Annotated in this window: 19 protein-coding genes; 9 read left to right on the top strand and 10 right to left on the bottom strand. The window is 56.7% G+C overall.

The features are described from left to right. Nucleotides 1-54 precede the first annotated feature (54 nt). Nucleotides 55-459 carry a ParD-like family protein gene (locus tag K8I84_RS05880; protein WP_223793811.1) on the top strand — a complete coding sequence of 135 codons (405 nt, stop codon included), beginning with the start codon at nucleotides 55-57 and terminating at the stop codon, nucleotides 457-459. Continuing rightward, the gene (locus K8I84_RS05875) at nucleotides 437-1,027 is read left to right on the top strand and encodes an AAA family ATPase (protein WP_223793810.1); all 591 of its coding nucleotides are present in this window, start codon (nucleotides 437-439) and stop codon (nucleotides 1,025-1,027) included. The genes K8I84_RS05880 and K8I84_RS05875 overlap by 23 nt, the downstream gene beginning before the upstream one ends. A gap of 71 nt (nucleotides 1,028-1,098) precedes the next feature. Here K8I84_RS05875 and K8I84_RS05870 read toward each other — a convergent pair whose 3' ends face one another. Further along, nucleotides 1,099-3,087, bottom strand: a complete 1,989-nt coding sequence (locus K8I84_RS05870) for a PA domain-containing protein (protein WP_223793809.1) — start codon at nucleotides 3,085-3,087, stop codon at nucleotides 1,099-1,101. A 590-nt stretch (nucleotides 3,088-3,677) separates the two neighbouring features. Here K8I84_RS05870 and K8I84_RS05865 point away from each other — a divergent pair. Then, entirely contained in the window at nucleotides 3,678-4,034 is a 357-nt protein-coding gene (locus tag K8I84_RS05865; RefSeq protein WP_223793808.1) for an alpha/beta fold hydrolase, read from the top strand. Between the two features lie 54 nt (nucleotides 4,035-4,088). On the opposite strand, the gene K8I84_RS05860 is transcribed toward K8I84_RS05865, so the two are convergent. Then, on the bottom strand, nucleotides 4,089-4,832 hold the full coding sequence (locus K8I84_RS05860; RefSeq protein ID WP_223793807.1) for a class I SAM-dependent DNA methyltransferase: 744 nt from the start codon (nucleotides 4,830-4,832) through the stop codon (nucleotides 4,089-4,091). A gap of 178 nt (nucleotides 4,833-5,010) precedes the next feature. On the opposite strand from K8I84_RS05860, the gene K8I84_RS05855 reads away from it, so the two are divergent. Continuing rightward, nucleotides 5,011-7,044 (top strand): alkyl/aryl-sulfatase, encoded by a 2,034-nt coding sequence (locus K8I84_RS05855; protein ID WP_223793806.1) that lies wholly within the window; start codon nucleotides 5,011-5,013, stop codon nucleotides 7,042-7,044. A 26-nt stretch (nucleotides 7,045-7,070) separates the two neighbouring features. Here K8I84_RS05855 and K8I84_RS05850 read toward each other — a convergent pair whose 3' ends face one another. Together K8I84_RS05850 and K8I84_RS05845 are read right to left on the bottom strand one after the other, a co-directional pair. Continuing rightward, nucleotides 7,071-8,096, bottom strand: coding sequence for a lipase secretion chaperone (locus K8I84_RS05850; protein WP_223793805.1), 1,026 nt, complete (start codon nucleotides 8,094-8,096; stop codon nucleotides 7,071-7,073). 51 nt (nucleotides 8,097-8,147) lie between these two features. Beyond that, complete coding sequence (locus K8I84_RS05845; protein WP_223793804.1) at nucleotides 8,148-9,110, bottom strand: lipase family alpha/beta hydrolase; 963 nt, start codon at nucleotides 9,108-9,110, stop codon at nucleotides 8,148-8,150. Between the two features lie 352 nt (nucleotides 9,111-9,462). Between K8I84_RS05845 and K8I84_RS16990 the strand changes: the two genes are divergently transcribed. Together K8I84_RS16990 and K8I84_RS05835 are read left to right on the top strand one after the other, a co-directional pair. Further along, nucleotides 9,463-10,281, top strand: coding sequence for a helix-turn-helix domain-containing protein (locus K8I84_RS16990; protein ID WP_223793803.1), 819 nt, complete (start codon nucleotides 9,463-9,465; stop codon nucleotides 10,279-10,281). 107 nt (nucleotides 10,282-10,388) lie between these two features. Beyond that, complete coding sequence (locus tag K8I84_RS05835; protein WP_223793802.1) at nucleotides 10,389-11,453, top strand: NAD-dependent epimerase/dehydratase family protein; 1,065 nt, start codon at nucleotides 10,389-10,391, stop codon at nucleotides 11,451-11,453. A gap of 63 nt (nucleotides 11,454-11,516) precedes the next feature. Here the strand turns inward: K8I84_RS05835 and K8I84_RS05830 are convergent, their stop codons facing one another. Further along, nucleotides 11,517-12,416, bottom strand: a complete 900-nt coding sequence (locus K8I84_RS05830) for an alpha/beta fold hydrolase (protein ID WP_223793801.1) — start codon at nucleotides 12,414-12,416, stop codon at nucleotides 11,517-11,519. A gap of 121 nt (nucleotides 12,417-12,537) precedes the next feature. Between K8I84_RS05830 and K8I84_RS05825 the strand changes: the two genes are divergently transcribed. Further along, a complete protein-coding gene (locus K8I84_RS05825) occupies nucleotides 12,538-13,554 on the top strand; it encodes a GlxA family transcriptional regulator (RefSeq protein WP_223793800.1) in 1,017 nt (338 codons plus the stop codon). 63 nt (nucleotides 13,555-13,617) lie between these two features. Here the strand turns inward: K8I84_RS05825 and phaC are convergent, their stop codons facing one another. The 5 genes from phaC to K8I84_RS05800 form a co-directional block, all read right to left on the bottom strand. Then, a complete protein-coding gene (gene phaC, locus K8I84_RS05820) occupies nucleotides 13,618-15,393 on the bottom strand; it encodes a class I poly(R)-hydroxyalkanoic acid synthase (RefSeq protein WP_223793799.1) in 1,776 nt (591 codons plus the stop codon). A gap of 74 nt (nucleotides 15,394-15,467) precedes the next feature. Beyond that, on the bottom strand, nucleotides 15,468-15,857 hold the full coding sequence (locus tag K8I84_RS05815; RefSeq protein WP_223793798.1) for a phasin family protein: 390 nt from the start codon (nucleotides 15,855-15,857) through the stop codon (nucleotides 15,468-15,470). A gap of 73 nt (nucleotides 15,858-15,930) precedes the next feature. Further along, nucleotides 15,931-16,689: an acetoacetyl-CoA reductase gene (gene phbB, locus K8I84_RS05810; protein WP_223793797.1), complete on the bottom strand. Its 759-nt coding sequence runs from the start codon at nucleotides 16,687-16,689 to the stop codon at nucleotides 15,931-15,933. Between the two features lie 175 nt (nucleotides 16,690-16,864). Next, on the bottom strand, nucleotides 16,865-18,037 hold the full coding sequence (locus tag K8I84_RS05805) for a cysteine desulfurase family protein (protein WP_223793796.1): 1,173 nt from the start codon (nucleotides 18,035-18,037) through the stop codon (nucleotides 16,865-16,867). A 78-nt stretch (nucleotides 18,038-18,115) separates the two neighbouring features. Next, entirely contained in the window at nucleotides 18,116-18,487 is a 372-nt protein-coding gene (locus K8I84_RS05800; protein ID WP_223793795.1) for a DsrE family protein, read from the bottom strand. A 229-nt stretch (nucleotides 18,488-18,716) separates the two neighbouring features. On the opposite strand from K8I84_RS05800, the gene K8I84_RS05795 reads away from it, so the two are divergent. Then, entirely contained in the window at nucleotides 18,717-18,965 is a 249-nt protein-coding gene (locus tag K8I84_RS05795; RefSeq protein ID WP_223793794.1) for a nickel-binding protein, read from the top strand. A 17-nt stretch (nucleotides 18,966-18,982) separates the two neighbouring features. Continuing rightward, nucleotides 18,983-21,982 (top strand): ATP-binding protein, encoded by a 3,000-nt coding sequence (locus K8I84_RS05790; protein WP_223793793.1) that lies wholly within the window; start codon nucleotides 18,983-18,985, stop codon nucleotides 21,980-21,982. Nucleotides 21,983-22,101: the final 119 nt, after the last annotated feature.

Here is a 22,101-nt window from a genome sequence, read left to right as displayed (position 1 = left end):
ATTTGATGCAATTTACTACACTGGATGATGTTCCCATAAACTGAGGTATCGGCCATGTCCTCTCCCATCCGACTCGACCCGAAGCTTTTGCAGGATGCAGCAGCCGTTGGCAAAGTGGCGCGCCGGTCCACGCCGCAGCAAATCCAGTATTGGGCGGAAATCGGGCAGATGGTGGCTGATTCGCTGTCCCAGGAAGATCTGGTAGCCCTCAGTCAGGGCTTGCTGACGGTGAAGCTGGAGCGCAAGGACGTTCAGCCACCGTCCACCGATACGGTGCTGGCGGATGTGGCACAGCTTAGCGAATCCGGTGCGCTGACCCGGCAACTGACGGCTTCGGGCCCTGTTTACCAGGCTTCTGCCAGCCATCCCGGCTATCTGGAGCAGGTGCAACCCAATGGGCACGTAGTCGTTGGCTACTTTGAGAATGGAGTCTTTGTTGCAAAGGACGACGCCGCCTGAACTCTGGGTGCTGGTTGGCGGGAATGGCTCGGGTAAGTCCACGTTCTACCGATCGTTTCTCGCCAAGCACGGCCTCCCTCTGATCAATGCTGATCTGATTGCTGCCCATTTCTTCCCGGACAGTCCGGAGGCGAACAGCTATCAGGCGGCCTTGCTCGCTGCGCGGGAACGGGATCGGGTGCTCGCCAGTGGCCAGTCCTTCTGCTACGAAACCGTGTTCTCCCATCCCTCGAAGATCGACTTCATCGCCAGGGCAAAAGCCCTTGGCTACATGATCAAAGTGTTTGCCTTCCATGTTTCGGGCACCGAACTGAACCTGGCCCGCATCAGCCAGCGAATCCGCGAAGGGGGCCATTCGGTTCCCGAAGATAAGGTTCGTACCCGCATTCCCCGCACGCTTAGTCATATTCAGAAAGTCGTCCCCTTGTGCGACGAGCTTTTCCTGTTCGACAACTCCAGCGCTGAACGCCCCTATCAGTTGGTGGCGGCGTATCGGGAGCATCGTTGGGATCGGGAGGTGTCGGCGGTGCCGGCGTGGGCGAGGCCAATTATCGAGAGCCAGGAATAGGGCCGAGAGTGAGGGTTGCTGTCAGGTGGGAATAACCCGGGCAGCATTCGCTACCCGGGTATCGTCACAATTTAAGGCGTTACTGGCCCATTGCAGTAGAGGACATCGGTGGCGTCTTCACAGGACCACTGGAAGATCCAAAGCCCGGTATTGCGGTCAGTGCCGAGGATGTACTGCTCACCATCAATCTCGGTTACGTGAATACCCCAGAAGTTGGAGCCCGCGGCCTCGCCGTATTCCTCGCCAGCGATGAAACGTCCGACTTCATGCATGTTCCAGGAAACCACGCCTTCGCCATTGCTGTTGCTGTGCAGGTGGCCCGGGCGCCATTCGACCGCGCGCATGCCCAGGGAGTACCAGCTGATGAACGTACGATCCGGGTTGGTTGGGTCAATCTCCAGGTTGTGCATGGTCAAGTCGCCAGCGCCGGTAGCCAGTGCCGGGTTGGTGACTTCCGCCGGAGCGTAGTAGCCCATTTCCCCCAGGTAATCCACGGTCACCGTGTCGCCGCCCATGCCGAGGGGTACTGTCACCTGGGTTGAGGTGTTATTCAGGGTATGGAGATAACCCCAGCCATCAAACACGGCGCCCAGAGTGGCGAACTGACCCAGCGTATCGGCGGCCGGCAGATCCGGATTCGTGCCTCCGGGGCACTGTTCAGGATCGTAACCGTCGATGCCAAGGATCGCAAAGCCCGAGGAGCGTGGCACGAACAACGCAGGGATGCCGGCTTCAACCAGCATAGAAACTGAGGCGTCACAGTTGCCGGGCGCGTCAGAGTTAAAGACGACGACTGCGTCGTATCCCGCAGCCTCTGCGGTTTGGGCTTTCAGGCTAAAGGTACATCCGCCCCGTTCAACGAGAGCAATGCCCGCACCCACGTCCGCAGCGGGTGTCAGCGACCCACCACAGGCCTGGCCTACAAATGCTGTCTGAGCTTCCAGAACCTCAATGTCGGCACCAGGGCCGATCTGCGGTACATCGCTGCCCTGGCTGGCTGGGTATGAGTCAGAACCGGTAATGACTGCGGTGAAAAGTGAATCAAAGTCTTCGTCGCCGGCAAAAATCTTGTCAAAGTTCGGGCCACCAAAGACGGCCGCATGAGCATTTCCCTCCGGTGGCGAGATTCCGTGCACGGGATCAGGGTCGGGATAGGTGGAATCGCCGAGAAATACCGGGTTGTAAGGGTCATTTACGTCCAGTGTGATAAAACCCGCATCCCAGTATGGCAGCACCGCCTGCCAGTTTTCGCCGGGGCCCGGGTCCATGTCGTTGACCCAGACATCGTGGAGCAGTGGCGCGGCGAAAGTGCCCATGAATAACTGTCCATCGGCGGCAACTTCCGGATTGGTGGCGAGCCAGGTCCCGATGCCGGTAGTGGTGATCAGCTTGGGCGACTGGGGCTTGGTCATGTCAACGATATGCAGGTCGTTTACGTTGACATCGTCAACAACCAGCAGGTAGGTCTCGCCGTTGGCTGTGGTCCACGGGAAGGTGTTGTGAACCGGAAAATCCAGAAAATTCTGCTTGAGAGCGTGGGGGTTGGTTGGGTCGGTGACATCCCAGAGAGAGATGCCCGACTGGCCTAGTTGTTTGCTGCTGTTGCCGTTGAGAGGGCCGCAGGGCTCGAGGGTAAAGATCAGCACATCCCGGTCGCCCACTGGCGTGACTTTGACGTCGTTCACCCGGGTTTGTGGTGGTGACTTGATCATGCCGATCTTCACCGGGTTGGACGGATTGCGGATGTCTGAAATAAACACGCCGGAACGGTCGCACGTCGGCTCCTCGAATGTACCGACGTAAGCGTATCCGTCATGGGCCCAGACATCGGTATAAAGCCCGCTGGAAATCCCGGCGAGTGTGTCGCGGCCGATTACGGTGAAACCGTAATTGACGTTGGCAGGCACATGCCCGTCGGGCAGGGGGGTATCGTGAAGCAAGTGCTTATTGTCTGCTTTATCACCGTCGGCAACGTGCTGCTCGTCGGCTAGCGCATGGGTCGTTAATGTTGCGGATAGGGCGATCACAGGTAGTGAGCGCCAGACATACGTTTTAAGCATGTAGCAATTCCTTTTGTTGGAGCTGTCATCCCTGACTTAGTGCAGCCTTCTTTGGAATCAGTGCAATGACAGTTCCGTTGTTGTAATTGTTTGGCCAAGCATTCGGTATTACTCCTGACTTCAATACCTGAGATAAAGATAGCAGGGATGCCAGCACGCAATAATTAAATAAGTGCTTGGAGAGGCTGGAATAGCCGGGCCGTGAACGGGGGCTCAAAAGGCTTCTCGATGGCTCTGGCATTCCATCGTTTTATGCCGAACAGTCACCAGTTTTCAGGTTTCTCTGTTGCATTCCCCGGCCATGCTGCTTTTCTAGAGATAAGGGAATTGGCCCTGGCGTTGATTCCTTTATTCCGCAGTATCTCTTTATCCCTTGCATTAATCGGAAAGCCCCGCTTTTTCGGCCTTCTGACATTCGATCTCTGATACCTGTTCCAGAGTCTGGCGGTTGGCGGGTATTAACGTTGTGTTCGGATAATCAATAAAAAATAAATCGTTCAACGAAGGGGAAATACAGACGTGAAGCAACAACACAAGCTCAGAATGGTTGTTTTAATAGTCGCTATGCTGGCGAGTGCGTTCAGTCTCTGTTGAACAGCGAGCATCTGTTTAAGGATTTCATTGATCTGACCTACCGGGCTCCATACGAGGCTAAAAATCCAGAACCTCAATGGACAGTCTTTCAGGACAAAATGTACGACCTGTGGACCACGCCTTGCTATCTGGTAAGCATGAATCCAGAGAACTGCCTGGAACCGCTTGGCAGCATCAATTCGCCTACGCTTGTTGTTGTGGGAGAGAACGAGATCATCAGTTTTGCCCACACGTTGGATGTCATGAACGCGATCCCTGGCGCCAGCCTCAAAGTTGTACCGCTGGCCGGCCATTTCTTCCCTGAAAAACAGCCGTTGCGGACGACGGCCATTATTAAGGGATTTTTGGACTGATTCGGATGTCGGCCGGCGGCCTTATTGGTCGTCGGAACTTGAAAGAGCATCCACTCAGGTTTTCACGCAAACAAACAGCGCATTGCCAGAATTCCCATCCCACGGAACGATCCGCTCATAGTCATGTTCGAAGACATGCACCTCGAAGTAGGGAGCCAGCAGCTCTCTGAAATCCCCGAAACTCAAGGCAACCATGGCGTGTTCGTCCTGCCACGATTGAGTCACTCCGCCTGTCGTTTTTTGGATACTGAGTTTCAGCGATTGCCGGTCGCCTGAGCCCTCGTAATGCCAACCAGACCGGAAGACAAATGTGCTGTTGTCATGGGTGGTGCTGTGGCCGACAAAGCGGGTGTTGTCGATCCTGGTTTTGTCGACCGCATTGAAGCAGAAAACACCGTCTCGGCTCAGCGCGTTCTGGACGCTTCGAATACAGGCTTTTAGCCCTTCCAATCCATCACTGTAATGGACCGAGTACAGGAAACAGGTAATCAGGTCGAACGGCTGATCGAAGTGAAAGTTGCTCATGTCCTGTCGGGCAAACAGGGCTTCCGGACAGCGCTGAAGGGCCAGATCCAGCATGGGCTGGTTGATGTCCAATCCATGACAGGTATAGCCCAAATCGATAAAGCGGCGAATATGAGGGCCAGTTCCGCAGGCAAGATCAAGGTGGCGGGTGCCTGCGTTACCGAACAGCTTGTTGAGTCTGTTTACGCTGATGCTTTGCGCCTGGTAATCGATATCCGCACACATCAGGTCGTAGTAGCCCGACAAGTCGGTGTATAAGGCATTCGTAGACATGGGTACCTGGCGCGACAAGCGGGCAAATTGTGAAGGTGGCGTATCGTATAGCAACGGATCGGTCGCGGGAAGCTGGCATACGCAATTCTGCTATCTGTTTCATCGCCTTTCGCCGCCCCGTGAGGATCGGTAGACTGTTCGGCTTATTGCTAATAAAAACAAGCGAGTTGGAACTTCCATGCGCCAATTTCACCGTTTTTTCGTCATCCCTGTTTTAAGCATCACATTGGCAATATCAGGTTGCGATTCCAGCCCTGATAACGCCACCGAAGTCAGCGCATCAGGGCACACTCCGCCTACAGCTTCGACTCGCAAGGCAAACGAGCAGGTTCTTGACCTGCGCCCATTTGGTAATCGCGATGATTTTGAGAATGCCCGCCGGGGTTTAATCGCGCAGGAGCCAGAGCTTCTGATTCGCCACCAGAATGGTGGTGAAGTCTGGAACATGTCCGACTATGCCTTTGTGGATAGTGACGGTGAGAACGCGCCCGCTTCGGTGAATCCAAGCCTTTGGCGCCAGGCGGCATTGAACAACATTCATGGGCTCTTTGAGGTCACTGACGGGATTTATCAGATCCGGGGATACGACCTGGCCAATATGTCCGTTATTGAGGGTGAGACTGGCTGGATTCTGGTAGACCCGTTAACTGCAAAAGAAACCGCCGACAGAGCCTTTCGATTCGTCCGTGAGCACCTGGGCGAAAAGCCGGTTCGTGCCATTCTGTTCACACACAGCCACATTGACCACTTTGGTGGCGTTCAGGGCATTCTCCAGCATCTGTCGGAAGATGAGTTAGCTAAGCTCAGGATCATTGCGCCTGCCGGGTTTGAAGAGGAAGCGACCAGCGAGAACATCATCGCGGGACCATCCATGAGCCGCCGCGCCATGTTCATGTATGGTAAACGTCTTGAGCGTGGTGAGCGTGGTCATGTTGGCACAGGGCTGGGCAAGTCTCCGGCATTTGGTACTTTCGGATTCGCCGCACCGACGGACTTGATTCGGGAGACGGGTACGGAGCTGACCGTTGATGGTGTCCCCATGGAGTTCCAGGTGGTTTCCGGCTCCGAGGCGCCTGCTGAATTTACGTTCTACCTGCCTGAACAGAAGGCCTTTTGTGGTGCCGAGCTGGTCAGTCGGAATATGCACAACCTGTATACCCTGCGAGGCGCCAAGGTTCGGGATGCCCGGATCTGGAGTGGGTTTATCGAGGATGCCCGAACCCGGTTTTCCGGGGCGGAAGTGTACTTTGGCAGCCACCACTGGCCACTTTGGGGTTCAGAAAAAATTGACGATTTCCTGATTACGCAGCGGGATACCTACAAATTCATTCATGATCAGACGGTCCGGTTGATGAATCAGGGCAAGACGCCCAACGAGATTGCCGAACAACTGCGTTTACCTACCTCGTTGAATAAGGACTTCCACAACCAGGGCTACTACGGCACGGTGTCCCACAACGCAAAAGCGGTGTACCAGAACTACATGGGCTGGTTCACCGCCAACCCGGCCCGTCTCAATCCATTGCCCGAGCCAGATGTGGCCAGGCGTTACATCGAAATGATGGGCGGGGCTGAGGCTGTTCTGAAAAAATCCAAGCAACAGTTTGCTTCAGCGGCTGAGCTGGACGCGGCCGACGGCCGGGACACATACCGCTGGCTGGCGGAGCTGCTCAATCACCTGGTGTTTGCTGCTCCGGATAACGGTGAGGCCAGGGAGCTCCTGGCGAAGGTGTATGACCAGTTAGGCTATCAGGCTGAGTCCGCGCCCTGGCGGGACTTTTATCTCTCTGGAGCTTTCGAGCTGCGCCATGGTGCTCCCGAAGAAGGTATTAAACCGGCGATGATGAGGGAAGTCCTGATTCACACCCCGGTGTCCAATTTCTTTGAAAGCATGGCTGTGAACCTGAATGCAGAAGCGGCGGAAGGTGAACATTTAACGATCAAGGTGACCTTCACCGATCTAGAGGAGAGCTACTTGCTAACCCTCCAGAATTCGGTGTTGCACAACCAACCAGTGGATTCCAGCACACCGGCGGATGCCGGTTTGAGCGTCACGCGACCGATGTTTGTCGACATACTGGTTGGCAACGCAGGACTGAAGGAGCTGTTATTCAGCGATGAGATCAATTTTGAGGGAAGCAAATTGGACCTGATGCGGTTCTTTAGCCTGCTGGACAAGCCGGAGGGACGATTCAATATCGTCACACCGTGAACCATTAGAGGCACTGTGCCCGTTTGCTACAGCTCGGGAGCCAGTGCCTGGATACGAAGTCGTTCAGTGCTGGAAAAGTCTCGCTCGATAATCTGGGCGATGGCTCTCGCCTCAGCTTTTTCCGGCAGTCCCCGATTCAGGATTTGTGCCTTTTCTTCGGAGAATTCTTGCAAGCGTCTTTTCCAGTCTGCTCGTTGCTTATCCAGTTCCGCCAGGTTGGCAGCGGCGTCATCACCCAGCGCCTGTGCCCGTGCCTGATAGACTTCTGCCGCGCTCGCTCCTTCCTGTCGCAGTGATTTCACCTGCTCGTACACTTCTGCATGCCTGGTGGTGCGCTGGCGGAGTTCCCGTATTTCTTCCGGTAATGTTTGATCGAGAGCAGCGAGTGCTTGCTGTTTTGCTTCATGACTGAGGCTCTCGTTTTGGGAAACCGACAGGTATTCGAGCGTGTATTGGTCCTGGACTTCTTCCAGCTTGAAGAATGCCTCGGATTCAGCCGGCTCAAAGTGGTTGTTTCTCAATGCCAGAAGCTGTTGTTGCCGGTAACGCAGGACTTCCAGGTTAAAGCCTGCCTGAGTCAGCGACGGCTGACTGTTTTCAGCCAGTTCACCGACGGCAAGCCGATATTGAATATATCGATCCAGCAGGTCGCGAGCCTGCTCCAGCGCTCGCCCATTGCCTGCCAATTGAGTGGACAGTGCCTGCTCCAGCCAACCCAGCACTTGTTCTTGGGGGTGCTCGCTCAAAGCGGACAGGTACATGTCGAAAACCTGTCGAACATCCGGGTTGGGTACCAGGTTGCCATCACTATCAACGACCAGGTTGACGAAACTCAGGGTTTCTGCCAATTCGGCCGGTAATGAAGTCGGCTCCCGAGAAGGTATTTCTGGCGCAGCAATCGGGGCCGTGGACACGGTGTCGTGCCCTTCAGGGCTTTGCTGTTCGGGGTTTGTCAGCTCATTGTCCGCTGTGGCTGTCGGCAGGGCCAGCCAGCCGACAATGAACAGGGTCAGGGCAAACAGCGATACGAGCGGAGCAATCTGTTTGTTCATGGTTAAACCTCTGCCCCGCGCGTTCTGAACGAACGCACGGGGTCAATAACCTTAAAGACCGGCTTTCTTGAGTCGTTTTGCGTGATTTTTGAACAGTGCTTCAGGGCGCGTTTCAAACAGGGGCACGATACCAAACAGGTGGTTGTTCACGTCGATATGGTTCATGCGGTAATTGTCCTTGATGACCTTACCGAAGTGGCTTGAGCATCGGGGAGTAATGCCGTCACTGGGTCCGGGAACCGCCAGGCTGGTGGTGGTGAACAGTGCATCGGACAGGTCAATTCCGGTGGTGAACGGCGAGGTTCCGCTCCATGAATACAGGCGGATGGTCCGACCATTGATCGTGACTCGGGAGGGGCCTTCGCCGCATTCGGTGGTGGGAACACCGGCGGGGAATTGGCGGTTGAATGCAGCCGACCCTGCCTTGTTGAATTCGCCCAGCATGGCGTAGATGTCTGAGTCGTCCCGTTTGTTGTTGGACAACAGATTGACGAGGTCCCCCACCGCATTGGCAAACACCTCAAACGCCACACCGCGGAGGGTGCTCTCGGGCACGACACCGGTGACCAGGTCAGCAACGGGAGAGCCCTTGTGGGGGGAGTGCAGAGTGGTTACTGAGGCAACCAGATCCGGCCTCACATTCATCACATAACGTGCAGTCACGCCGCCCTGACTGTGGCCTATCAGGTTGAACTTGCTGATGCGTCCGCCCGATGCCGCACGGATTTCGTCAAGCTGTTCAATCAGGCTTTCACCCCGCATGGCGGAACTGTCGAAGGCGTTAACCTTGGGCACGAATACCGTGGCACCTTCGGATTCAAGAACGGCGGGAATCCGATACCAGTAATCAATACCGGCAATGGTGTCGAAAGCGAAAATACCGGGGATCAGAACGATGGGGTGCTTGGTTTTCGCCTCGTTCCGGTCGAACCATGAACTGAAGAAACCGGCCTGCGCCGGCACGGTGGTACAGAGACAGACGGCCGCCAGGGCCGCGACGAAGAGCGTTCTCATATCTTTCCCTTGTTATTGATGTTGTTATGGCTGCTGATGCAACTTACTGCGATTGTTCTTATTAATGCAGGATGGCTACAGCGGGGTTGGGAAGGCCCAGAATCCATCTTCAGGCCATACCTTAGGGGAGGTCTTTTCCGGGGACTTGTAAGAATTGATACCTTTGTCCCAAAACGCGCTCCGGGACACGAAATGGCCTTGGTGGCAGGTGGCGATCAGGCCATCTTTCCGTAGAATCGATCACCCTGATCAAAACAACAAAAATGCCCGGCCGCTGTCCAGGTCTGGACATACCGCCACCTGATGCTCCACTTCTTGGCGTGATCCGGGTTTTGTATGACCGGGGCGCTCCGTGGAAAAAACAGTACCAAAAGCTGTGTTGTATCTCTGGCCCCGCCGAACAGTCCATGTTGGGCGGCTGGAACAGCCGGTTCAGTTCAGTCAGGCGTCCGCGTCCCTGATGGTCAGCCTTGATAGTCCCTTTCGTATCAGTAAACCCGATATGGCGTCTGTGGTTGAGTGCACCAGCCTGCTTCTTCGCCCCGGCGAAACAGCCGATATAGACCCGGGGGATGGTCGGGTTGGTACCTGCTACCTGGATGCGCTGGGTCAGGATTATGGCCTTTTGTTACCGCAGATGACGGCATGCCAGTCGGGCTACTATTGTGGTTTCCGCAGGGAGCGGCAGCTTCGCGAGCTTCTGATCCGCATGCTGGAGGAGGAACCGGATGAGGTCATTAGTTATCAACGACTTGAGTCTGTGATCAACCTCAAGGATGAGAACTATCCGGAAGTGGATTCCCGTGTGGCCATCGTCGTCGACTTGATTCGTGAATCCGTCGCTGAAAATCGGTCGGTGGAGGAGCTTGCCCAGGCCGTTAACCTGTCGGTGCCCCGCTTGGTGCAGCTGTTCCGTCAACAGGTTGGGGTACCGATTCGGCGGTATCGTCAGTGGCATCGGTTATTTGTCACGGCCATCAATGTCGCTGGCGGTTGTTCTCTCACCGAGGCGGCAATCCAGGCCGGATTTACTGACTCCGCTCATTTCTCTCACACGTTTCGGACGACACTCGGGCTTCGCCCGTCGGACGTTCTCGGTGCACTGGTCAACACCCGAATGGTGGTTCCGAATGCTCTGAACAGGGCAACCGGTCAGGCGATTGCTGAGTAAAAAGGGCAGGGTGGCAGAATGTTAAAACGGTGACCCGAAGGGATTTTCTGTCGCTGCATCCGGTACACTGCAATCATTTGCTCAACGTCTATGAAAGGAACACAAGAATGACAACGATTGACCGAAGTGCTCCCGTCCTGGTTACCGGCGCCACAGGCTATGTGGCCGGTTGGCTGGTAAAGCGTCTGCTTGACGAAGGCTTAACTGTTCACGCGGCGGTGCGTGATCCCGGTGCTTCGGACAAACTCCAGTATCTGAACCAGCTGGCGGAGGAGGCTCCGGGAACCATCCGGTATTTCAAGGCCGATCTGTTGGAAGAGGGCAGCTACGCGGAAGCCATGCAGGGCTGTGAGCTGGTGTACCACACCGCATCGCCATTTACCCTGGATGTGAAGGACCCACAAAAGGATCTGGTGGATCCGGCTCTGCAGGGAACCCGCAATGTGCTGGAGGAAGCGAATCGAGTCGACAGTGTGAAACGCGTGATCGTTACCAGCAGCGTTGTCGCCATCTTCGGGGATAACTCGGATTTGCAGTCGTTGCCTGGAGGAATACTGACCGAATCGGTCTGGAACACCAGCTCGTCGGTGAACCACCAGCCCTACGCCTATTCGAAAACCGTTGCCGAGAAAGAAGCCTGGCGTATTGCCGAGGGGCAGGATCGCTGGGACCTTGTCACCATCAACCCTGCTTTGGTCATTGGTCCGGGCATTAACCCCCGGGCGACCTCAGAGAGCTTCAATATCGTGAAACAGATGGGCGATGGCTCTACCAAGCCGGGGGCACCGCGCCTTGGCTTGGGCGTCGTTGACGTAAGAGATGTGGCCGAAGCTCACTTCCTGGCAGGCTTCACCCCAGAAGCCTGCGGGCGGTATATCGTATCGGGCCACAACACCGATCTGGTGGAGTTGGCCAGCACTCTGCTGGAGAAATACGGTGACCGTTATCCAATCCCCCGCAAGGCCCTGCCCAAGTGGCTGGTCTGGCTGGTTGGCCCGCTGGTTACCAAAGGCACCAGCCGGCGGATGATTTCCCGTAACGTGGATTTACCCTGGAAAGCAGATAACAGCAAGGGCGTTCGTGAACTGGGGTTGTCTTACCGCTCCATGAAGGAATCTATGGAAGAAATGTTCCAGCAGATGATAGACAGCGGCCAGTTGCGTAAGGGCTGATACAAAAAAAGCCGCGGTTTTTGGCCGCGGCAAGGGGTTGGTGATCGTTTCCGGCCTGCGCCGTCATTGCCTGGTCAGGTGACTGGTCACCGCCTCTACCACGTTCGGGTTCCATAGCAGATCGTTGTGGCCCAGCCCGTTGGTTTTCAGAAGTTCGGCCCCCTCCCAGTTTTGGTGAACCCTGTGACTCTGGGATGCGGGCACTGACTGGTCGTCTTCGTCGATAACCACCAGTCCGGGTTGTTCCAGGTCGGCTGCCAGATCCTCCAGTGCCAGCCTGCTCCACACATCGTCGCCAAATCTCATTTCCATGCGCCGACGGTGACTGGCAAGGGCGCTGTCTGTCAGGCCCATCTGGGCGCCAAACTGATCCACAACCTCGGAAAGTGTGGCGGGTGGCGCAAGCATCACCACTCGCTCAGCCTCCAGGCCATCGGCCAGAGCCCGACCAGTGGCAAGGCAGCCTATCGAGTGGGCGATGATGCCTGAAACAGGGCCAAAATGGTGGCCTACTTTAGTCAATACCTCGGTCATTTCGTACACGTCTGTCCGCTCGCCCTGAGCCCGGCCATGTGCCGGGGCGTCATACAGCACAACGCGGTAGCCCGCTTGAACCAACGGTTCTACATAGGCGCCAAATTGGATGCCAGAACCGGACCAGCCGTGCACGCCGAGGATTGTCGGTCCGTCTCCCCAGCTGTATATGGGCAGGATGTTGGTGCCATGGTGCAGCTGTGTGTGGCTGTCTGCCTGATCCAACAGGTCCTCGTATCGGATGGGCAGCGGCAGGCGATGTGGCGTAAATGCCATGCTGTCGATGAGGTGCTCCGCGCCCTGCGTGGAGATTTTGGCGTACAACTGAAGCCCGAGGGCCAACGCGTCGTGCTGGAAACCCCGTGATTTGGGGGAGTGCCGGGCGGCTCTGGTAGTCACGTCCGGCTGGTTGCTGATTTGAATGGTCATGGTTGTAGCCTCCGTCAATTAGGCCGTGTGGCCGTCTGAGATGACAGAATCAGATTATTCCTTGCCGCAGGGATTCAGTAGTGTCATATTTGACATATAAGGTGCGAAAAAGGACATGGCCATGAAGAAAGTTGCCGTTGTTGCACTGCCTCGCTGCCATGCGTCCGGGATTCATGGCGTGATGGATTTTTTTGCCACCGCGAGTTTCTGTGATGGATCCTTTCGGGCCGGTGGTGACCCTCTGTTTGACTGCCAGATCGTCACTCTGGATGACAAGCCAGTGCGCGGCTTTAATGGTGCTTTGGTGGTGCCCACCATGGATCGGGAATCGTTCGAGCCGGATGTCGTCGTCATTGGCTCGGGAGTTGAGGCTATTGGCGCATCAGCCCGGATTGACAGCTATCTGGAGACAGTCCGCCCGTTGAATTCCTGGCTCAGGGGGGCTGCAGAGCGTGGCGCCTTGCTGGCCAGTGTCTGTACCGGCAGCTTTGTTCTGGCAGAAGCGGGTTTGCTGGATGGTCAGGTGGCCACGACCCACTGGCGAGTGGCGCCCGTGTTCAGAGCGCGTTATCCCGATCTACGGCTGGAAGAGGAACAGATACTGGTCGATAACGGTCAGGTGGTGTGTGCCGGTGGTGCATCGGCCTTTATCGATCTGTGCCTCTACCTGGTGGAGCGCCTGGCGTCGCCAGCCATTGCACTGGCCTGCAGCAAGCTGCTGGTGCTCGACGGCCGCCGGATCGAACAAACGCCTTATATGAGTTTCTACGGCAGCAAGGCACACAATGATCCGGCGGTTGTGAAGGCACAGCACTGGCTTGAGGAGCATTATGCCGAGCCGGTCGTGATCGACCATGTCGCTGAGGTCGCTGCACTGGGTGCGCGGACGTTCAAGCGCCGCTTCAAGGAGGCGACGGGGGAAACGCCGCTGAACTATCTGCAGCATCTTCGGGTTGAGGCAGCGAAACACCTGCTCGAATCCAGTCGCGAACAGACGTCTCAGATTATCTGGCAGGTTGGCTACGAAGATGCCAGCTCCTTTCGGCGGCTGTTCAAACGTACGGCCGGATGCACGATGGAGCAGTATCGAAAACGTTTTGGCTATGTGGCGTCGGAGGGCATCCAGGCCCGAGCCTGACCGAAAGAGCCCGATTCACTGCGCATGTGTGAATCGGGCTCTGTTGTGACAATCCATTGCGGGTCAGAAGATGCGCTTTTTCACATAGCGCCCGGGTGCGGATTCAATCACATCCAGTTCCTGGTCACCGGGAATTCTCGCCTCCACTTCCTTGCCCTGGAATTTACTTACCCAGTCCTGCCAGTTTGGCCACCAGGAGCCTTCGTGGTGGCTGGTTCCGTTAAACCAGTTCTCCGGGGTGTCCGCCTCGGTGTCATTCATGTAGTAACCGTACTTGCCCGGCTCCGGCGGGTTGACGATGCCTGCAATGTGCCCGGACTGGCCGAGCAGGAACCGCTTCTCACCGGAAAACAATTGGTAGCCGGCATAGGTGGATTTCCAGAGTGCGATGTGATCCTGCTGCGCTGAGATAAACATGGCCGGCGTGTCGATACTGGACAGATCAATCGGCGTATCCGCAATGGTCAGCGCGTTGGGTTCCCGGAGTTTGTTATTCACGTACATTTCCCGCAGGTAGTACTTGTACATGGCTGCGGGGAGGTTGGTGGAATCGGAATTCCAGTACAGCAGGTCGAAGGGCAGTGGAGGCTCTCCCTTCAGGTAGTTGTTCACGAAGTACGACCAGATCAGGTTGTTTTCCTTGAGGGAGGAGAAACTGAGCGCGATAAACCGGCCATCGTAGTAGCCGATCTTTTCAATGTAGTTCTCCAGCGCCTTTACGGTCGCGCTGTTCAGGTAAACACCGATTTCGCCCGGGTCTTCGAAATCCAGCAGGGTGGCGAAGAAGGTAGAGGATTTGACCCGGTTGTCGCCGGTTTTTTTCAGGTGGGCAAGAGCGGTGGCCAGCAAGGTGCCACCCACGCAGTAGCCAATGGTGTTCAGTTCGCGCTCTCCGGTCGCCGCTTTCACGGCGCCCATGGCGTCCAGAACACCTTCCTGAACATAGTCCTCGAAGGTGGTTTCCCGATAGCTTTCGTCCGGGTTTACCCAGGACATGATGAATACCGTGTGGCCCTGGCTTACCAGCCAGCGTACCAGCGAATTCTCGGGCGTCAGATCCAGAATGTAGTACTTGTTGATGAATGGCGGCACGATCAGCAAGGGTGTCTGGTGCACCTTCTCCGTGGTCGGCTGATACTGGATCAACTGGAACAGCCGGTTCTCATACACCACGTCGCCTGGTGTCGTGGCGATGTTAGTGCCCACTTCGAACGCCTGGTCGTCGGTCATGGAAACGTTCAGCAACTGCCGGCTTCGCATGATATCCCGATAGAAGTTCTCAAGGCCTTTCACCACACTCAGGCCCCAGGTCTCCCGGCACTTTCGCACCGCCTCCGGGTTGGTGATGAAAAAGTTGGTGGGGGCCAACGCGTTGATGAACTGCCGCATCATGAAGTTGAGTTGCCGACGGTTGTCGTCGGTCAGGCCGTCCAGATCGTCTGTCAGTTTTTCCAGGTATTCGGAATTGACCAGATACATCTGGGCAATGGCGTAATACAGGGGGTTACGGGTCCAGGCTTCGTCATCAAAACGATGGTCGCTGCGCTCTGGCGCAATCACCGGATCAACCGGTTGGCGCAGCAGATTCAGAGCGACATTTTGCGTCAGTTGCCAGTAGCGAAATGCCAGCTGGCTGTTGTCCTGCATCACTTTGCTGGGGTCAATGACGGCTTCGCGAAAGGCTGCGGTCAGGCTGGAGGTCACGTCCATCACAAACGAATTGTCCGGGGTGAGCGTCTTCGCCGGGTTGAGTCCCCTGGCGACCATCTCCTGTGACTGTTTCATCAGAGCGGAGGCGTGCCTCACGTAGTCTTTCGCGAACCGGATCAGGAATTCCATGGTTGTCCTCAGTATTCGGGTTCCGTCCGACCGGCGGCAGTCCGTTGGCCACCGGTCAGACCCGGAGAATCACATCAGTGGCCGGAAGCCGCAGATTTCTTTGTGCTGGCGGGCGCCTGCTTGGCCGGGGTGGCGGGCGTGCCGCCGGCTTCAGGTTTCTCGTCAGGCTGGAACAACTGGCCTGCTTCTTTGCGGAAGTCTTCAGCGACCACGGACAGCTGTTTGAAGTCTTCAGTCAGCCGTTCTACCAGCTGGCTGAAACGCTGGGGCTGCTCTTCAACGAAGCCCTTTACGCCGTCAAAGTCGCGGATCGCCGTGGCGGATCTGGCCTGGTCCTCCATCAACCCCATGTAGCCGCGCAGGCTGGCAATCTGGGCATCGACCAGGTTTTCACAGGTATCCATCACCAGCTTGTTCAGGCGAGTGACCGGCTCGGCGGAAAATTTGAATGTGTCGGCAAACATAATTCAAGTCCTTCTGTTGGGGGGATCGGGAACCCGGGCTGGCCGGGTTCCATTCATAACCGGCGGGGTTCGTTCAGTGCATGAACATGCCACCGTTAATGGGAAAGTTGGCGCCGGTGATAAACGACGACTGTTCATCCGCCAGGAATTCGACCAGTCGGGCAATTTCCCGGGGCTCACCGAATCGACCGACCGGAATCTGGGCCTGTAGTTTTTCCCGGACGCCTTCGTCGATGGCCATGACCATGTCGGTATTCACATAGCCCGGGGAGACCGTATTCACCGTGATGCCCTTGCGTGCAGTTTCCTGGGCCAGCGCCATAGTGAATCCATGCACACCGGCCTTGGCGGCGGAATAGTTCACCTGACCGAATTGTCCCTTCTGGCCGTTGATGGACGAGATGTTCACGATGCGTCCGTACTTCTGGTCCAGCAAGGTTTCCAGGAAACAGCGGGTGACGTTGAAAACACTGTCCAGGTTGGTGTGGATGACATCCTGCCAGGCGTCCAGCGACATTTTCTTCATGACGGCATCGCGGGTAATTCCGGCGTTATTGACCAGAACGTCCAGCCGGCCATAGCGCTCAAGAAGTTCCCGGGCGCCCTGTTCACAACTTTTCGGGCTGGAAACATCCATCTGGATCAGGTCAATCTCGATGCCAGCGGCGGCCTGTCTCTGCTGCCACTCCTGCGCCTGAGGTTTGCGTTCCGGATTCCGATAGGTGGTTACGACCTGATAGCCGGCTTCCCGAAGAACCATGCAAATAGCTTCGCCAATACCCCGGGTCCCTCCGGTAACAAGCGCGACGCGTGAGGTGTCCTTGTTCGTCATGATGTTGCCTCCTTGTTTTTATCGCCGGTTATTGAACGCCAAACATAAATGTTAAAAATTGTCACAAGTCACATTGGGTAACGGGAAAGGAGGCTTTCCCGTAAAGTCTTCACTTGAGTTGAGCTAGGTCAATTTAGCGGGGAGGTGCAACGGTCATGGCGAAGGCCCTTGTCCCTCACGCACAGTGTGCACGCGATTGCTCAAGTCCCAGCCGGAAGGCATTGTCCAATATGATGCGGCTGGCGATATCGACTTCTTTTTCGGTGGTCAGGTGGCTGAAGCTCATGCGTACGGCCCGGGTTGCCTCGGTTTGGTCGTAACCCATGGCTCTTAGGACAGGGGATCCTTGGCTCTGGCCGGATGAGCAGGCAGAACCGCCGGAAACGGCAATGGTTTTCAGTGCGTTGATCAGTTTCTCTGCGGGGACTTCGCCAAAGGCTATGTTCAGATTGCCCGCTACACGGCGCTCCATGCTGCCATGAATATGAAACTGGTCTGTTTCTGTACGGACCCTGTTCAGGAATCGCTCACGAAGCCCGTGAATGATGGCCTGGTTGTGCGCCATCTCGGCGCCTGCGTAGTGGCAGGCCAGACCAAGCCCGACGATGCCTGGAACATTCAGTGTCCCGGAACGAATCCCGCGTTCCTGGCCACCGCCAATCATTTGCGGATTGATGGGCGTCTCTTTCGGTGTTTTCCGGCGGTACAGTGCGCCGACACCTTTGGGTCCATAGATTTTGTGGGCGGAGATCGACAACAGGTCGATTCCGTCTTTATGGACGTTCAGGGGAACTTTTCCTGCCCCTTGTGCTGCATCCACGTGAAAGAGAATGCCGTGACGTTTGGCAACCTCGGCGATTTCTCGGATGGGTTGGATGGTGCCGATTTCATGGTTCACGGCCATGACCGAGATCAGCGCCGTATCGGGCCGTATTGCCGCTTCGACCGCCGCCGGTGAGATAACGCCGCTTTTGTCCGGTCGGATGGATGTGTGCTGCACACCCATAGGCTTGAGGGACTGGCACAAATTCAGAACGCAGGGGTGCTCAATGGCGGAGGTGATCACATGCTTTCCATTGACCGCCTCCAATACACCTCGAATAGCGAGGTTGTTGGACTCCGTGGCGCCGGAGGTAAAGATGATTTCGTCCGGGCTTTTGGCACCAATGAGTGTCAGCACCTGCAGGCGTGCCTGTTCAACCGCCGAACTGGCGTCCCAGCCCATGCAATGGGATTTGCTGGAGGCATTACCATACCGCTGGGTAAAAAAAGGCATCATGCCTTGCAGCACCCGTTCATCCACCGGAGTTGAGGCGTTGTAATCGAGATAGACCAGGTTATCGAGCATGGTGACTCTCCTCGTTCGTTGGTTTCCGGAGGCTCAGGGTGGCGGCCAAGGGACACCACCCTGATAGCCAGGCCGGGATCAGAAGCAAAGGGTGTTGGCCCCCTCCAGAATCTTGGCGTGCAATGACGGTGAACCGGTGATCTCAACACCATCAATCAGGCTGTCCGGATCATAGCCCCGTACCTTGGCACAGGGAGGACAAGCCCAGATCTGGCCGCCACGGGACATGAAATCTTCCATCAGCTCTTTCAGCGGGGGATCCAGCGGGTTCATGCGAACAAAATCCACGGCGCCTTTTCTCACCAGGTCGACGCCTGAACTGACCAGGAACATGGTGACTTCCTGACCGGATGCAATGCCGGCATTGGCGATGGTGAAGGCCACGGTGGCGCGCTCGTCGTCCAGGCCGCGGGAATTGACGATAACCAGTTTTGGGGTTGTGGTGTTCATGATAGTGCTCCTTCGTGCGAGTGCCCCGGTGGGGCGTTGTTTGTTTGCGAGTTCAGTATCGCGAAGCACCATGTGCAGAAACGTGTGAATAAGCGTTGAAATTTGATCAAAAAACGCACAATCTTTTTGTTTCGATCTTGCAGATCTTCTGAATACATAAATAACAATAAGTTAGCGTTCTCACGCTCGGCCGATGTGCGATTGGCATCCTTCAGCACGGGGAAGAAACATGGAAACGATTGTTTTGGAGCGCCAACAAGAAGAACCGGCCACCGAGGAATACCTCAACGCCATGCGAGCCAAGGCGGAAGCCTGCTTTGAGGTGAACGACGTCACCCGAAAGGGCACCTATGTCTCGTCTGATGGCAAACGCTTCGTGTGTATTTTCGAGGCCAGGGATTTACAGGCCGTCAAACGTTCTCTGGATTCCGCCGGCATGGATTACCAGCATCTCTGGGTAGCCGGGCACGCGTTCTGACGCCAGAGTGCTTTCATGTGAACCGTTCTGCTAGTGCTCCCTCCCTGCGGATCAATCTGCTTGGGCCAATGAGTATCGAGGCTGATGGTCATCCGCTGAATTTGCCTCGCTCCAAGAAAACCCGCGCTCTGCTTGCCTATCTCATCATGTCGGACCGGTCTCTGCGCCGGGACAAGCTCGGTGAGCTGTTCTGGGACATCACCGAAGACCCCAAGGGTTCCCTGCGCTGGAGCCTGTCTCGGTTGCGGCGCGAAATTCAGTGGGACAGGGAGCGCCTGCACGCCAGCCGACAGGAGCTTTCGTTCGACCGGGCGGGGGCGTTTGTGGACGCCTGGGAGCTGGCTGCACTGGAAGGCCAGGGATTTGAGTCGCTGCCTTTGGAGGCTTTAGTCGCGCTGGCGGATGTGCCGAGAGGAAGCTTTCTGGAGGAGCTGGAACTGCAGGATATTTTCCAGTTCAACGCCTGGTGTGTCGGCCAGCGTGAGCGTTTCCGGGGTCTTTGGTGTCAGTTGCTGACAGCGCTGCGCGATCGTCAGATGGGAGAGCCGGATCTCGCCCTTGGCTACGCTGTCAGGCTTTCAGAGCTGGACCCGTTTGATGTAACCAACCTATCCACGTTGTTTGAGTTGTTATTCAAGCTGGGGCGCAGGGACGAAGCCCAGAAGCGATATGAACATTCCCGCCGCCTGTTCAAGGACCTGGGAGCTGCCGGTGAAACCGAGCTGCATCGTGCCTGGATCGTGTGCCGGGAGCAGTCCCGTCAGGCCATGCCTGCACCGAACGCCGCGGCCAGAACGGTATCGCCGCCGGCCGGCATGGGCGCTGCGTTGCCGTTTATCGGGCGGTCGAAGGAACTGATGTTTATTGAGGATGAAATGGGCCGGCTGGCAGCCGGGGAAGCCGTGAGCGCTTTTCTGTTTCAGGGGGAACCGGGGATTGGTAAGAGCCGACTGGCGGAGCGGCTGATGAGCAAGGCTGAAAGCGCCGGCTTTGCTGTCAGAGCCGGAAGGGCGTACGAGGTGGAACAGAAAAGCCCTTACAAACCCTGGCTGGATGCGCTCGGGCTGGCCCTGTCGGATCTCGTTCAACCCGACCAGGCTGACAGCGAAATTGATCAGGAACGATGGTTCTCTCTGGTCCGCGACGAGCTTCAGCAGCAGGCCCGCGGTAAAGGGCTGCTGCTGATTCTGGACGATCTCCAGTGGTTTGATCGGGCCTCGTTGCAGTTGCTGCATTATGTGGCACGGAGTTTTCGCTCCTGTCCATTGATGTTCGGGCTTTTTGCTCGTGCGGGGGAGCTGCGTGATAACGCACCGGCACAGCGAGTCATTCTCAGCCTGCAACAGGACTTCGGTGCAAGGGTGTTTGATCTGGCGCCATTGGGCGAGAGTGATATCGGCCAGCTCCTGTCGGGCCAGGGATCGGTGGATGCCAATCGGATATACCGGGCCAGTTCCGGGAATCCTCTCTACGCCATCGAGATGGCGCGCCATCCGGAACTGAGTGACCCGTACCGCCCGCTGGTGAATCTGGTACGTGATCGCATCGAACACCTGCCGGAGCAGGCCATTGATCTGGTTCGGTGGGGTGCGGTACTGGGCCGTTCCATCAGCATCCCTCGGCTGGAACGGCTGTGTTCCCTTGAGCCGGAGGTCCTGGTGGAAGGACTGGAATGCCTGGAAACCCATGCGCTGTTCCAGATCGATGCCACCCACTCCTCCCAGCGCTATCGGTTCAGTCATGATGTGGTTCGTCAGGCGGTATACAGCGATCTGTCCCTGCCAAGGCGACGCCTGATGCACAAGAAGGTGGTCGAGTTGCTGTTACCGGAAATCGACAATCTGGAGGTGGCTACCGAAATCGCCTACCACGCCGAACGGGCCGGTGAAGCGCTGGAAGGCGCCCGAGCCTGCGTGCTCGCCGGCGAACAGGCATTGCGGGTGTTCGCCAATGGCGTGGCGGAGTCTCTGGCCCGGCAGGGGCTGCAAATGGCAGAACAGTTGCAGGGGAATGAGCGGATCGGGTGGATGCTGAAGCTGCTCCATATTCTGTATTCAGCCCAGAAGCCGGACACCGAAACCGCCAGTATCCAGTTGCGGGATCTGGCTGAACAGGCCTTGGCCGCAGGTCTGACCCACGAGGCCCGTCTCGGTTTCCAGATGCTGTCCTTCCTGCGCTGGGAAAATGCCTCCATGGCGTCAGCCCATTCCAATATCCTGCAGGCCGAGCGGATCAGCCGCCGTGAGAAACCGGAAGAGAGAGCGGAGGCGCTGGCACAGGCGGCCAAGTGTTTCCTGTTGCTGGAGCGCAATCTCAACCAGGCCGAGGCCTTTATCCTGGAGGTAAAGAGCCTGTTCAATCATGGCATCGGTCCCATCAGCACCGCTTATCTCGCGGAAGGCATGCTGGCGGGTTACCGGGGCCATTACAAGGATGCTGAAAGGGCATTCCAGAAGGCCATTGATACCGCCCTGGAGGCCGGAGAAAGGCTTGAGGAATTTGCCGCCACCGAACAACTGATCATGCTGCATGTGGATCGGGGCAATCTGTCAGCGTGCGATGTGTTGATCGATCAGTTGCTGGATCTGGGGCAGCGGGTAAGGGCTGGCGTGGAGCTCCCGGTGAGCGAAACGCTTTCGGCCCTGGTTCGGTATATGAACGGCGAAGAGGGGGCGCTCGACGCGTTCAAGTCAGGACTCGAGGCGTTGCGGGCGCTTGATGACAAATATCACGTTGCGTATCTGCTCAGCCGGCTGGCGGGCCATCAGTGGAAGCAGGGGCTGTGGCCGGCTGCCGCCAGTTCCGCACAAGAGGCCCTGGACTGTGCCATGGCCATTGGCCGCGAATCCGAGATCGCCATTGCCAACCATATTCTTCGGATGTGCGCTCAGAAGGATGGCGCAGATGCTCGGGAGGACGGTGATGCTCCCGGGGCGGAGTCAGCTACGCACCGGTCCTGGTACGCGAGCCAATGGGCACAGGTTGCATCAGACTGCGAGAGCGTAGCGTCCGCGTAATCCTGCCGGCCTGATACTCGTTTCTTTCCACAACCCCTTGTAGATGCGATAAAAATCATCAATTGTTGGCATAATGCCGCCCTGATTTGCGGATGATGCCTCCCCATGAAAGACGATAA

The sequence above is a fragment of the Marinobacter sp. F4216 genome (assembly GCF_019931195.1).
Classification (GTDB): domain Bacteria; phylum Pseudomonadota; class Gammaproteobacteria; order Pseudomonadales; family Oleiphilaceae; genus Marinobacter; species Marinobacter suaedae.
This window is presented reverse-complemented; position numbering and strand designations above follow the sequence as displayed.